We start from the raw sequence: 13,597 nt of genomic DNA, 5'->3' as shown, positions 1-13,597 counted from the left end.
GGCGATGGGGAGGGGGTCGGCGTGGGCGAGGGATTCGGCGACGGGGAATAGGTCGGGTACGGATATGGCGACGGCGAATAGGTTGGGGACGGAGTGGGCTCTGGTTCACCGCACTCGGACCCGCACTCCGAGGCCTGTGCAGCCGCCGGGCGGGCATCGAACGTGACGAGCGCAAACGCCGCAGATGCGGCCAGCGCAGCGGCAAGGATGAGGCGCCGAACGGTGAATTTCGCCATCGTCAGCGCCCGCACAGCATGGCGTCGTCCTCGACGGCAGGCGTGATGGTCGGCGAGGCGCCGGCATACTGGTTGACTGCGCACAACCCGGCGCTCGCGGCGCAATTGGCGGCGAAGGTCCAGGGCGGCGTGTTGCTCTTGGTGATGCTCACCTTGCCGCCAGTCGAGGTGATGATGGCGGTGTCGCCGGGCTGGGTGAGTTGCACGCACTGGGCGCTCCTCGTGCACACGCTGGCCGCGCCGTCCTGAAGCACAACGACGGAGCGCCCGCGCTGCGAGAGAATGTCGAGCGTGGTGCCGCGCACGCCGATGGTGGCGAGCGGTGTTGTGATCTTGTAGGCGGCCTTGTCGGAGCGTCCGGTGACGAAGCGGAAGGCGCCGGTGGTCATGCGGATCGCGACGTCACGATAGCTGTGCTCGTCGTTGAAGACGGTGCGGTCGAGCTTCAGCGTGGCGCTCGGCCCCAGTGATAGATTGGTGCTGTCGGCCATCACGAAACGCGCCGCGCTGTCGGCGCCGGTTCGCACGGTCTCGTCGCGCAGCATGCTGTCGCCGACATTGATCGGCGTCGTGGTCGCGGCGACGCGCACCACTTCGTTCTGAATGACGACAGCCTGGCCGACGCGCGTCTGCGCTTCGGCGCCGAATGCCGCACAGATTGCGGCCGTGAGCAGTGTGGAGAAAAGGCAAAAACGCAAATTCATTTCGCAACCGATCGATGTGTCCCTGATCGTACCGGATCGCGCGCGCTTCTGATGTGGCGGAATTATCACAAGCGGCGCAGGACCTGCGTCATGCTTAGTGACAGTTGCGGCAGAATGCGTTCAATGACGGGAAGCAGTTTATTTTTCTCCGCGGTGAAGCCAATTTGCCACGCAAGACAGCCCCACAAAAGATGCGCGAATTGCCTGCGGTTCCTGAGGTGTCGCGGAGTGCAGTGATTGCTGTCGCGATCTTCCTGATCGCGCATCTGGCGCTGTTGATCGGCGTCGTCACGCCGGAAAAATTCGTGTTCGATGAGGTGCATTACGTGCCGGCGGCGCGCCAGATGCTGACGCCCGCGATGTCGCAGCCGATGCTCAATCCGATGCATCCGCCGCTGGCCAAGGAGATGATCGCGGCATCGATCGCAACGTTCGGCGACAACGCGCTTGGATGGCGTTATCCCGCGACCTTGTTCGGCGCGCTCGCGATCGTCGCGATCTATCTGTGCGGACTCGCGTTGTTCGCCGCGCAGGGGCCGGCGATCGCCGCCGCGCTGATCGCAGCCTTCAACCAGATGCTGTACGTCCAGGCGCGCATCGCGATGCTCGATGTCTTTGCGCTCGGCTTCGGCCTGCTCGCCACCGCCGCCTTCATGCATGGGTTTCGCAGAGAGCGGCCGCAAGCGCTGTTCGCGGTGGCGGGCAGCCTGTTCGGCCTTGCGGCCGCGTGTAAATGGAGCGGCCTGTTCCCGCTCGGCGTCTGCATCGTCATTGTTGCGGTGATCCGCCTGATGCAGGGCTGGCATACGCTGTTCGCCGACGCGAAGCCGGACGACTGGTATCGGCCGGAGCTTTGGCCCGGCCTGAAGCTGCATCATGTCGCGCTCTGCTTCGCCGTCCTGCCGGCATTGGCTTATCTTGCCGCCTTCGTTCCGCTCTACGGGTTATCGCTGCCGGACTTGATCGAGGCGCAGCGGCGGATCTTTGCCGACAACACCACGACGGCCATCGCCGGCCACACCTATATGAGCGCATGGCCGTCCTGGCCGCTGCTCGCGCGCCCGGTCTGGTTCCTGTTCGACAAGACCGCGGAGGACCACATCGCCGCGATCGTCTTCCTCGGCAATCCGCTCGTGCTGTGGCCGGCTCTGCCTGCACTCGCCATGGTGCTGCGCGATTTCATCGTGGCGCGGCGCTGGGATGCATTCCTGATCGCCACATTCTATTTCGGTCCCTGGCTCGCCTGGGCGTTGCTGCCGCGCACGCTGGGCTTCATCTATTACTATCTGCCGGCCGCGACCGCGGCGTCCCTGGCACTGGTCTATGTGCTGCGCCGCGAGGGTCTGCCGCGCTGGCTGTTGTGGGCTTATGTCGGCGTCGCGGCGGCCGGCTTTGCGGTGATGCTGCCGATTTCCGCGGCCTTCGTCGGCACCTCGATGGGGGGATTCAACCGGCTGATGCTGTTCCAAAGCTGGATATGATTTCGCCGCCCGCCGGGCTGCGGCAGGCGGCGTGTCTTAACTCAGGGGACGAGAGTCACTTCGCTGCGGTCTTGGTGTCCATGTTCACGACCTGGACCCGGCGGTTCATGGCGTCAGCGCCGTTGGCGGCATCCTTCAGCTTCGTCTCGCCGTAGCCGACGGTGACGAGATCGTTGCCGTTGAGGCCGTAATTCTGCATCAGGTACTTCTTGATGGTGTCGGCGCGCCGTTCGGAGAGACCTTGATTGTATGCTTCGCCACCGGTCGCGTCGGTGTGGCCGGCGACCACGAAGGTCGAGCCCTTCAGCGCCGGATCGGACAGCGCCTTGCCGAGCGCCTGCACCGAGGCCATCGAGGTCTTGGCGATGTCGGCCGAGTTGTAGTCGAACTGGATCTCCAGATCGATCTTCGGCTTGGTGGCAGCGAGCTCGGCGATCTGCTCGCGCTCGCCTGTCGAGAGCGACCGGGTCGAGCGGTTGCGCACGGTGTTCAGGAAGGTCGCCTCCTTGGCCTGCACGGTCGTATCGGTCTGGGGGCCAACGGACAGGCCGCGGGTCGCCGGCTTCGGCTTCAGCGCATCGACGATCTGGCCGGCGGAGATGTTGTTGTCGCCAGCCAGCGCAAGGCCGGCCGTCATCGACAGGACGGCTGTCAGGGTGATCGCCGTCAGTCCAAAAGACTTATTGAAATGGGTCATGGTGGTATCCTCGCTGTTACGCCTGATGGCGATTTGATGCTGCGAGCGTAGGGCAGGTTCAACAGCTCTGATGTGATCTTGGTCACATTCGAAACGGCGAGCCGAGGGCACTGTGGTCCGGTTCGATCATTCACAGTTTGCTTAGAGCCGGCCGTATTGGGTTCCGGGAAACCCGAACGTCGCAAAGGCGTCGCCTCACCGCCCGCCCGCGAACAAGAATTCGTCCAGATGTCCGCCTAACACACTTCAATCATTCGATAATTTGACGCGAGGGGAGCCGAGTTCCGTCCTGTGCCGAGGCCAAGTGACTATCAGCGCGACTATCAATTCCATCGCAGCGGCCCGCCGGATCGGACAGTGACTCTGAACGCAATGCCCATCTATATCGGTGCGGCGATGATCGCGGTGGCCATCCTGCTCTCGACACTGATCACCGGGATGACCTCCCGCTATGTCGGGCTCGAAGGGCCGACCGACGAGAACGTCTGGCTGGTCGATCGCCTCACCGGCAGTGTCTATCGCTGCCAGGCAGAAGGACGTGGCAAGGCCATCTGCGACCCGGAGGTCGCCACCGGCAGCGTCGGGGAGCGCCCAAAAGCCGCACGCTGAAAAGCGGGTATCACTGCAGCGCAGCAACGAAATTGTCTTTTCCCTGCAAACTTGTGGCTGAAGAATGGCGGTGCGTTGGCCGGCATCAGGCCGGCTGCCTACTCGAGGAGAGAACTTGATGAAGACCCTGTTGCTCGCGACGGCATTCGCCGCACTTGCTCTGTCCCCCGCATCCGCCGCCAAGATGGCGTGCACCAGTGCAAACATGGCAAAGCTCGTTGCCGGCATGGGCGGCGAAGACACGCCCGCCAAGATCGCGGCGAGGAAGTCGATGGCCGCGGCCAATTCCGACATGAGCAAGGGCAACATGCGTGGAGCATGCAAGCACTATATGAACGCCGAGAAGTCGATGGCGATGAAGAAGTAGGCTTCCGCCTGATCCCCACACGTCATGGCCGCGCTGGCAGCAGATGGCAGCGCGGCTTTTTCGCGTCCCTGCTTCTTTGCCTCGCGGCGAATCCCGCTACATTGCACGCTGCAATGCCCCGCACGTCCAAACCGCTTCCGCTCTCGACGACACAGGCCCGGCAGATCTGGCTGCATGCCCAGCGGCTGACCGACCGCGCTCCGTTTGGCGAAGGCGCAGAGGCCGTCTCGGCCGCCGTCGCCCATCTCGGCTATGTGCAGATCGACACCATCAACGTCATCGAGCGTTGCCATCACCACATCCTGTTCAGCCGGATCCCGTCCTATCGCCGCGCCGATCTGCGCCACGCCCAGAGTGTCGACAAGACCGTGTTCGAGTACTGGACGCACGCGCTCTCCTACGTGCCGGCGAACGACTTCCGCTTCTTCCTGCCGGCGATGCGCGAGCACCGCCGCGAGGGGCACAAATGGTTCGCCGCGGTGAAGCCGGCCGACACGCGCAAGGTGATGCGGCTGCTGCGCGGCGGGCCGCTGACGATCCGTGACATTGACGACGACGTGCTCGTCGAGAAGGAGCATCTGTGGCAGAGCCGCAAGCCCTCGAAGCGGGCGCTGCAGCTCGCCTTCTATACCGGGGCGGTCACCATCAGCGCGCGCCAAGGCATGCTCAAGACCTACGAGCTGACGACGCGTCATTTCGGCTGGGACAGGCTGCCGAAGCCGGCGCCGGCAAGCGAGATCACGGCCTATCTGCTCGACCGCGCGTTGCGCTCGCAGGGCGTGGTCAGCCTCGATTCGGTCTGCCATCTCGATGCGCCCAGCAAGAAGCCGGTCGCGCGCCTGATCGCCTCGCGCGTCCGCCGCGGCGAGCTCGTGCCCGTCGCGATCGAGGGCGCCGGTAAGCAGGAGCACTGGGCTTCGCCCGCAGCGCTTGAGCCGCATGAGGTGTCGCCCGATCTCGTCCACATCCTCTCGCCGTTCGATCCCCTGATCATCCAGCGCAAGCGCACCAACCTCATCTTCGGCTACAACCACCTGTTCGAAGCTTATGTGCCGAAAGCCAAGCGCAAGCTCGGCTATTTCGCGCTGCCCGTACTGGTCGGAGACGAGATCGTCGCCGCGCTCGATCTCAAGACCGATCGGCAGAACAAGAAGCTGTTGATGCAGAAATGGACCTGGGTCGGGCAGGGCAGGAAGACGGCGGGCCGCAAGGAGCTGAAGCGCGTGATCGAGGAGGAGCTCGACCGTTTCGAACGGTTTCAGCTCGCGGAGTGAGGCTCCGACGGCAGTCTTGTAGGGTGGGCAAAGCGAAGCGTGCCCACGTTTTGCCTATTCGATGACGAGACGTGGGCACGGCGCTACGGCGCCTTTGCCCACCCTACGGGACCGCGCATGGCAACGCGATCGATCCACATGCCAAACGCAATCCCAACCGCATAGGCCAGCAAATTCCAAAGCGAGAAGATGCGGCCGAGCAGCAACGCGCCGGCGGTGGTGAGGCGGAACGCATCGAGCCAGGGAGTATGCATCAGGCGGGAGAACTCGACGACTGCCGCGATCACTATCGCGATGGCTGCGAGCTGGCTCCGTGTCAGCCGCGGCAGCACGACTCCTGCCAGCAGAAACACCATCGTCGCCCACAGCAGCGAGCCGCCGTACTTCACGATGAACGCAGGCAGGCCGAGCGGGAAGCCGTACCAGCGAAGGGACAGCCCACAGGCAATCACTGCGAGCGCGAAAGCAGCGCGGATCAGTGAGGTCCGTAGAGGCGCAACAGGCGTGCCCGGCTGCGTCTCGTGCATTGCTTGCTCCATTGACTCTTTGCTCGCGATGCTGAAAACGGCCGCAGACCCGAAAAAAGCAACAACCCCGGGGGAAGCCATGAGCCAGACCACGACCTATGCCGGTTCCACCGGTGCCACCAAGTCGGACATCGAAACCTCGACCATCCGCGCCATCTCCTGGCGCCTGATTCCGTTCCTGGTGCTGGCCTACTTCTTCTCCTATCTCGACCGCGTCAATCTTGGCTTCGCCGCGCTCACCATGAATGCGGACCTGAAGTTCACCCCGCTGATCTACTCCTGGGGTGCCGGCATCTTCTTCATCGGCTATTTCATCTTCGAAGTGCCGAGCAACCTCGCGCTGGAGAAATTCGGCGCGAGCCGCTGGATCGCCCGCATCATGGTGACCTGGGGCATCATCTCGGCGCTGATGGCGGTGGTCAGCGGGGTCACCAGCTTCTACGTCCTGCGCTTCCTGCTCGGCGTCGCCGAGGCCGGCTTCTTCCCCGGGATCATCCTCTATCTCACCTATTGGTATCCGGCCGAATATCGCGCCCGCTTTCTTGCGGCCTTCGCCATCGCGGTGCCGGTCTCGACCGTGATCGGCGCGCCGATCTCGGGCCTGTTGCTCGGGCTCGACGGCATGATGGGCCTGAAAGGCTGGCAGTGGCTGTTCATCATCGAGGGCATCCCATCGGTGCTGCTCGGCATCGTCACCTGGTTCTATCTCACCGACAAGCCGGAGAAGGCGGACTGGCTCTCGGCCGAGCAGAAGGCTTGGCTGAAGGCCAAGCTGGATGCGGAGATCGCGGCCAAGCAGGCGGTGAAGCATTTCTCGCTCGGCGAGGCGCTGTCTTCGCCGAAGGTGATCGCGCTCAGCCTGGTCTATTTCGGCTTCGTCGGCGCGCTCTATGGCATGCAGTTCTGGCTGCCGCAGATCGTCAAGGCGTTCGGCCTCACCAACGCCCAAACCGGATTCGTCACTGCGGTCCCGTATCTGTTCGGCACCATCGCCATGATCCTGTGGGCGAGGCATTCGGATGCGAGCCGCGAGCGCGTCATGCATGTCGGCGCGCCCCTGCTGCTCACCGCAGTCGCGCTCGGCATCTCCTCCTATCTCACCGATCCCACGCTGACGATGGTGGCGCTGACAGTGGCCGCGATCGGCGTGTTCTGCTGCTTCGGTGTGTTCTGGACCCTGCCGACCGCCTGGCTGTCCGGCACGGCGGCCGCAGGCGCCATCGCGCTGATCAACTCGATCGGCAATCTCGCCGGCTTCGGCGGGCCGTACCTGATCGGCTGGGTCAAGGAAGCCACGGGCCAGACCTCGACGGGCCTCTTGGTGCTCGCCGTGCTGCCGTTGATCGCGGGCATCCTGGTGTTCGTCGGCGGACACGACAGCAAGCACGAATTCGCCGACCAGGGGGGGTGAGGGGGGGGCACGCACGTCGCGCGCTGTACCCACCATCTTCGCCGCAGAGCGGTTCTGGTGGGCACGCTCCGCTTTGCCCACCCTACAATAACACCTCGCGGCCAAGCCTATCCCTCCTTACCACTCCTTCACGATCACGCATTCCTGATGACTGACGATTATTGACTTTTATCAGTGAACAGTCGAAATTCCTCTCGGTCGAGATGCAGGAGTGTCCTTCGATGTTCGTCCGGTCGATTTTGTCGAGCTATTCCAAGCTTTTCGCAGGAGCCGCGCTCGCCCTGATGGCCGTTTCGCTGGCAGGGTGCAATGATACCGTCGCCGAGAAGGCCGAGCCGCCGCGGCCGGTTCTGGTGGCAACCGCCCATTACGCTGCCGAGACCCCGGAGCGCAGCTTCGTCGGCACTATCCGTCCCAGGATCGAGAGCGATCTCGGCTTCCGCGTCGCCGGCAAGGTTGCCAAACGCCTCGTCGAAGTGGGCCAGACAGTCGAAGTCGGCCAGCCGCTCGCCACCCTCGACGAGGTCGACCTGAAGCTCCAGGCCGAGCAGGCCGTTGCCGAGCAGACCGCCGCAACCGGCGTGCTGGCCCAGGCCGCCGCCGCCGAGCAGCGCGCCAAGGACCTCAAGGCCAAGGGCTGGACCACGGACGCCCAGCTCGACCAGAGCCGCGCCGCCGCCGATGAAGCCCGTGCGCGCTTGAACCGCGCCGAGCGCTCGGTCGAGTTGACCAAGAATTCCCTTTCCTACGCGACGCTCAACGCCGACGCCCGCGGCGTCGTCACCGCAACGCTGATCGAGCCCGGCCAGGTGGTTGCCGCGGGCCAGGCTTCGATCCGTGTCGCCCGCTTTGCCGAGAAGGAAGCGGTCGTCGCTATCCCTGAGACGCTGGTCGGACGCGCCAAGTCGGGCGTCGCCAGCGTCACTCTCTGGTCCGAGCCGAACAAGAAATACACGGCCAAGCTGCGCGAGATCGCGCCGGCAGCCGATCCCGCCACGCGCACCTATCTGGCAAAGTTCTCGCTGCCCGAGGCCGACGACAAGGTCGCGCTCGGCATGACGGCGACGCTGACGCTGTCGGATGCCGCGACCGAGCGCGTCGCGCGGTTGCCGCTGTCGGCGCTCTTCAACGAAGGCGGCAAGCCCTCCTTCTACGTCGTCGACGACAACGGTGGCGTCACCCTCAAGCCGGTCATGGTGAAGTCCTACGAGAGCAAGGACGTCGTCATCACCGGCGGCGTCGAAGAGGGCGCCAAGATCGTTGCGCTCGGCGTGCAGAAGCTCGATCCCGGCCAGCGGGTGCGGATCGTGTCGTCCTTGTCGTTCTGATCCGTCGTTTGAAAGTCTAGTCCTTCGGACCATCCCGGAATGACAAGAGAAGTGAGTTACGTCGTGTGAGGTGAGTTTCGGCCTTTGTCCCTAAGCAAAGGCTGAAGCGGCGAAGCGATCCAGAACCTGCCCAGCCCCCTGGATTGCTTCGCTGCCTCGCGACGACTGTTTGAGCAGAGCGGCTGTCGTTGTTTGCAACTGGATCGTCTTTCGGAGAGTGCGATGAAGCGCTTCAACCTTTCGGCCTGGGCCGTCAGCCATCCGACGCTGGTGCTCTTCCTGATGATCATCCTCGGCGTCGCCGGCTTCTTCTCCTATGAGAAGCTCGGCCGTGCCGAGGATCCGTTCTTCACGGTGAAGGTGGTCAACGTCTCCGTGATCTGGCCCGGCGCGACCGCGCAGGAAATGCAGACCCAGGTTGCCGATCCCATCGAGAAGAAGATCCAGGAGCTGCCCTATTTCGAGAAGGTGCAGACCTATTCCAAGCCCGCCTTCACCGCGCTCCAGGTCACCTTCCGCGACAACACGCCGCCGAAGGACGTGCCCTACCTCTTCTATCTCCTGCGCAAGAAGCTGGTCGACGTGCAGGGCCAGCTGCCGTCCGGCATTCTTGGGCCCGTCGTCAACGACGAGTTCTCCGACGTCGATTCCATCCTCTACATGATGACCGGCGACGGCGCCGATTATGCCCAGCTCAAGAAGGTCTCCGAAGGTTTTCGCCAGCGCCTGCTCAAGGTGCCCGGCGTGACCAAGGTCGACGTCTACGGCAACCAGGATGAGCGCATTTTCGTCGAGTTCAGCCACGCCAAGCTCGCCACGCTGGGCATCACGCCGCAGGCGCTGTTCGATTCGCTCGCCAAGCAGAACAACGTGACGCCGGCCGGCACGGTCGAGACCTCCTCGCAGCGCGTGCCGCTGCGCGTCACCGGCGCGCTCGACGGTGCCAAGGCCGTCGCCGAAACGCCGGTCGAGAGCAACGGCCGCGTGTTCCGTCTCGGCGATATCGCCACCGTCACTCACGGCTATGTCGATCCGCCGAGCTTCGTCGTGCGCCAGGAAGGCAAGCCCGCCATCGGCATCGGCGTCGTCACCGCCAAGGGCGCCAACATCCTGGATCTCGGCAAGGAGGTCGAGAAGGCGACGGCCGACTTCATGAAGGCCGTGCCGCAGGGCGTCGACGTCAAGCTGATTGCCGATCAGCCCAAGGTGGTCGAGCACGCCGTCGGCGAGTTCGTGCACTCCTTCATGGAAGCGCTCGTCATCGTGCTGTTCGTCTCGTTCCTGGCGCTCGGCTGGCGCACCGGCATCGTGGTCGCGCTGTCGGTGCCCCTGGTGCTCGGCATCGTCTTCATCGTCATGAACACGATGTCGCTCGACCTGCACCGCATCACGCTCGGCGCGCTGATCATCGCGCTCGGCCTGCTCGTCGACGACGCCATCATCGCGGTCGAGATGATGGTGGTGAAGATGGAGCAGGGCTGGGACCGCATGCGTGCGGCGTCCTTTGCCTGGGAATCAACTGCGTTTCCGATGCTCACGGGAACGCTGGTCACGGCCGCTGGCTTCCTCCCCATCGGCTTTGCCAATTCCGCGGTCGGCGAATATGCCGGCAGCATATTCTGGATCGTGGCAATCGCGCTGGTCGCCTCCTGGTTCGTAGCGGTGATCTTCACGCCCTATATCGGCGTCAAGCTGCTGCCCGAGATGAAGGCGCACCACAACCATGATCCGCATGCGGTCTACGAGACCCGCATGTACCGCGGCCTGCGCGCCATCGTGAAATGGTGCGTCAACCACCGCATCACCGTGGTGGTCGCGACCGTCGGCGTCTTCGCCGCCTCGATCGTCGGCTTCGGCCAGGTCCAGCAGCAGTTCTTCCCGCTCTCGGAGCGCCCCGAGCTGTTCCTGCAGCTGCGCCTTCCGGAAGGCACCGCCTTCAACGTCACCGAGAAGGCGGTGAAGAAGGCTGAGACGCTGCTCAAGGACGACAAGGACATCGAGACCTATACCGCCTATGTCGGCCAGGGCTCGCCGCGCTTCTGGCTCGGCCTCAACCCGCAGCTTCCGAACGAGGCCTTTGCCGAGATCGTCATCGTTGCCAAGGGGGTCGAGGCGCGCGAGCGCATCAAGGCCAAGATCGAGACCGCGGCCGCCGAGGGCTTCCTGACCGAGGCCCGCGTGCGCGTCGACCGCTTCAATTTCGGTCCGCCGGTCGGCTTCCCCGTGCAGTTCCGCGTGATCGGCCCCGACGCCAACAAGGTCCGCGAGATCGCCTATCAGGTCCGCGACGTCATGCGGGAGAACAAGAGCGTCAAGGACGTCCAGCTCGACTGGAACGAGCAGTCGCCCTACCTCAAGCTCGTCGTCGACCAGGACCGCGCCCGCGCCATGGGCCTGACCCCGCAGGACGTCTCGCAGGCGCTGGCGATGCTGATCTCGGGCTCGCAGGTCACAACCGTGCGCGACGGCATCGAGAAGGTCGGCGTGGTCGCCCGCGCGATCCCGTCCGAGCGCCTCGACCTCGGCGGCGTCGGCGATCTCACCATCACCTCGCGCAACGGCGTCGCCGTGCCGCTGCAGCAGATCGCTCGAATTGAATATGCCCATGAGGAGCCGATCATGTGGCGGCGCAACCGCGACATGGCGATCACCGTGCGCTCCGACGTTGTCGACGGCGTGCAGGCCCCTGATGTCACCAACCAGATCACGCCGAAGCTGAAGGCGATCAAGGATCACCTCGAGCCGGCCTACCGGATCGAGCCGGGCGGCGCGTTCGAGGAATCCGCCAAGGGCAACGCCTCGATCTTCATCCTCTTCCCGGTGATGGTCATGGTGATGCTGACGCTGCTGATGATCCAGCTGCAGAGCTTCTCACGCCTGATCCTGGTGTTCCTGACCGCGCCGCTCGGCATCGTCGGTGCCTCGCTTGGCCTCAACGTCGCCAATGCCCCGTTCGGCTTCGTGGCGTTGCTCGGCCTAATCGCGCTCGCCGGCATGATCATGCGCAACACGGTCATCCTGGTCGACCAGATCGAGACCGACGTCAGCCACGGCCTGACCCGGCGCGAGGCGATCGTCGAGGCGACCGTCCGCCGTGCCCGGCCGGTGGTGCTGACGGCGCTCGCCGCCATTCTCGCCATGATCCCGCTGACGCGCTCGGCCTTCTGGGGCCCGATGGCGATCACCATCATGGGCGGCCTGTTCGTCGCGACCTTCCTGACGCTGCTGTACCTGCCGGGCCTCTACGCCCTGTGGTTCCGCAAGAGCCTGGACGAGGCCGGAACGCCCGAGCAGCCGGCCGCGCCGCAGCATGGGAGCGATGACCCGCACGCAATTCCGCTTGCCGAAGCGGCTGAATAGATGAGAAGACTGTTGACCAGCGAGTCCTGACTGATGGCCCTTGTTTCGGAACATATCGAAGTCGACACCCGGGATCGCATCCTCGAGGTGGCCGAGCGGCTGTTCCGCCAGATCGGCTACCAGAAGACGACCGTCGGCGACATCGCCAAGGAGCTCAGGATGAGCCCCGCCAACGTGTATCGCTTCTTCGAATCGAAGAAGGCGATCCATCAGGCGGTGGCCCGCTCGCTGATGGGCGAGGTCGAGCTGGAGGCGCAGCGGATCGTGGCAAGGCCCGGTCCGGTGCTGCCGCGCTTCCGCGAGCTGCTCATCACCATCAATCGCATGAACACCGAGCGCTATGTCGGCGACAACAAGCTGCACGAGATGGTCGCGATCGCGATGGAGGAGGACTGGGAGGTCTGCGTCGCCCATATGGAGTGCATCGCCGGCGTCATCGGCCAGATGATCGCGCAAGGCGTCGCCTCCGGCGAGTTCGAGGCGCCGGACCTGCAACTGGCCTCGCTGTGCGCCTGCACCGCGATGATCCGCTTCTTCCACCCCCAGATGATCGCCCAATGCGCCACCAAGCCGGGCCCGACCATCGACCAGATGATCGATTTCGTCATCGCGGGTCTGTCGCCGCGCCACTGACGGGCGGGGCGTTTTCTCCTATAAGCAGACTGATCGCCCCGGCACGACCGCCGGAGGCGGACCGGGACGGACCCACAAACTCCGTCATTGCGAGCGCAGCGAAGCAATCCAGACCGTCTCCGCGGAGGGATTCTGGATTGCTTCGCTGCGCTCGCAATGACGAAAGGAAGCAGCGCGTGACCGACAAAGACCTGTACTTCTACGAACCCTCCAAGGGCCACGGACTCAAGCACGACCCCTTCAACGCCATCATCGCGCCGCGGCCGATCGGCTGGATCTCCTCGCGCGACGCCAGGGGCCACGTCAACCTCGCGCCCTACAGCTTCTTCAACGCGTTCTGCTACGTGCCGCCGATCATCGGCTTCTCCTCGACCAACTGGAAGGACACGGTGGAGAACATGCAGCAGACCGGCGAGTTCGTCTGGAATCTGACGACGATGGATCTCGCCAAGCACATGAACGCGACCGCGGCGCATGTCGCCCCTGAGGTCGACGAGTTCGAGGTCGCGGGCCTCACCGCCGTGCCCGGCAAGCTCGTCAATGTCCCGCGCGTCGGCGAGAGCCCCGTCGCCTTCGAGTGCAAGGTGTCCGACATCGTCCGCCTCAAGGGCGCCAATGGCAAGGAGGCCGACGCCTGGCTGACGCTCGGCGAAGTCGTCGCCGTCCACATCGACAAGGCCTTGATCAAGGACGGTGTCTACCAGACCGCCGCCGCCCGCCCCATCGTCCGCGCCGGCCGGCGCGGCGATTATTTCGAGATCAAGCCGGAGAACATGTTCGAGATGGTTCGGCCGGATTAGGTCGGGGTACACTGCCTCTACATCGTCATTCCGGGGCGCCGTCAGGCGCGAGCCCGGAATCCATTCCTCCACCGACGCTGCTGCACGATGGATTCCGGGTTCGCGCTTCGCGCGCCCCGGAATGACGTCGAGAGACAATTTCCGCATTTCCCCCTCCCGGAACTGCACCC

At 64.4% G+C, this 13,597-nt stretch carries 12 protein-coding genes; 9 read left to right on the top strand and 3 right to left on the bottom strand.

The genetic code is table 11. The annotated features are described in order from the left end of the window. Nucleotides 1-238: 238 nt before the first annotated feature. Nucleotides 239-940 (bottom strand): FecR domain-containing protein, encoded by a 702-nt coding sequence (locus tag I6F16_RS36895; protein WP_225115084.1) that lies wholly within the window; start codon nucleotides 938-940, stop codon nucleotides 239-241. 191 nt (nucleotides 941-1,131) lie between these two features. Here I6F16_RS36895 and I6F16_RS36890 point away from each other — a divergent pair, with 191 nt between their 5' ends. Continuing rightward, nucleotides 1,132-2,421, top strand: coding sequence for a glycosyltransferase family 39 protein (locus I6F16_RS36890; protein WP_225115085.1), 1,290 nt, complete (start codon nucleotides 1,132-1,134; stop codon nucleotides 2,419-2,421). 55 nt (nucleotides 2,422-2,476) lie between these two features. Here I6F16_RS36890 and I6F16_RS36885 read toward each other — a convergent pair whose 3' ends face one another. Further along, entirely contained in the window at nucleotides 2,477-3,118 is a 642-nt protein-coding gene (locus tag I6F16_RS36885; RefSeq protein ID WP_225115083.1) for an OmpA family protein, read from the bottom strand. 372 nt (nucleotides 3,119-3,490) lie between these two features. Between I6F16_RS36885 and I6F16_RS36880 the strand changes: the two genes are divergently transcribed. The 3 genes from I6F16_RS36880 (at nucleotide 3,491) to I6F16_RS36870 (ending at nucleotide 5,368) form a co-directional block, all read left to right on the top strand. Continuing rightward, entirely contained in the window at nucleotides 3,491-3,727 is a 237-nt protein-coding gene (locus I6F16_RS36880) for a hypothetical protein (RefSeq protein ID WP_036013890.1), read from the top strand. 118 nt (nucleotides 3,728-3,845) lie between these two features. Beyond that, a complete protein-coding gene (locus I6F16_RS36875) occupies nucleotides 3,846-4,094 on the top strand; it encodes a hypothetical protein (RefSeq protein WP_036013887.1) in 249 nt (82 codons plus the stop codon). A gap of 113 nt (nucleotides 4,095-4,207) precedes the next feature. Beyond that, the gene (locus tag I6F16_RS36870) at nucleotides 4,208-5,368 is read left to right on the top strand and encodes a crosslink repair DNA glycosylase YcaQ family protein (RefSeq protein WP_057026236.1); all 1,161 of its coding nucleotides are present in this window, start codon (nucleotides 4,208-4,210) and stop codon (nucleotides 5,366-5,368) included. 83 nt (nucleotides 5,369-5,451) lie between these two features. Here I6F16_RS36870 and I6F16_RS36865 read toward each other — a convergent pair whose 3' ends face one another. After that, on the bottom strand, nucleotides 5,452-5,895 hold the full coding sequence (locus tag I6F16_RS36865; RefSeq protein WP_225115082.1) for a DUF2809 domain-containing protein: 444 nt from the start codon (nucleotides 5,893-5,895) through the stop codon (nucleotides 5,452-5,454). A 79-nt stretch (nucleotides 5,896-5,974) separates the two neighbouring features. Here I6F16_RS36865 and I6F16_RS36860 point away from each other — a divergent pair, with 79 nt between their 5' ends. The 5 genes from I6F16_RS36860 (at nucleotide 5,975) to I6F16_RS36840 (ending at nucleotide 13,427) form a co-directional block, all read left to right on the top strand. After that, entirely contained in the window at nucleotides 5,975-7,306 is a 1,332-nt protein-coding gene (locus I6F16_RS36860; RefSeq protein WP_225174699.1) for an MFS transporter, read from the top strand. Between the two features lie 221 nt (nucleotides 7,307-7,527). After that, nucleotides 7,528-8,634, top strand: coding sequence for an efflux RND transporter periplasmic adaptor subunit (locus I6F16_RS36855; protein ID WP_225115080.1), 1,107 nt, complete (start codon nucleotides 7,528-7,530; stop codon nucleotides 8,632-8,634). A gap of 222 nt (nucleotides 8,635-8,856) precedes the next feature. Continuing rightward, nucleotides 8,857-11,994 (top strand): efflux RND transporter permease subunit, encoded by a 3,138-nt coding sequence (locus I6F16_RS36850; protein WP_057026238.1) that lies wholly within the window; start codon nucleotides 8,857-8,859, stop codon nucleotides 11,992-11,994. A gap of 33 nt (nucleotides 11,995-12,027) precedes the next feature. After that, a complete protein-coding gene (locus tag I6F16_RS36845; RefSeq protein WP_036013870.1) occupies nucleotides 12,028-12,627 on the top strand; it encodes a TetR/AcrR family transcriptional regulator in 600 nt (199 codons plus the stop codon). A gap of 176 nt (nucleotides 12,628-12,803) precedes the next feature. Then, entirely contained in the window at nucleotides 12,804-13,427 is a 624-nt protein-coding gene (locus tag I6F16_RS36840) for a flavin reductase family protein (protein WP_036024785.1), read from the top strand. Nucleotides 13,428-13,597: the final 170 nt, after the last annotated feature.

Origin of the sequence: Bradyrhizobium sp. IC4060 (assembly GCF_020193715.1) — a bacterium.
Lineage (GTDB): Bacteria > Pseudomonadota > Alphaproteobacteria > Rhizobiales > Xanthobacteraceae > Bradyrhizobium > Bradyrhizobium yuanmingense.
This window is presented reverse-complemented; position numbering and strand designations above follow the sequence as displayed.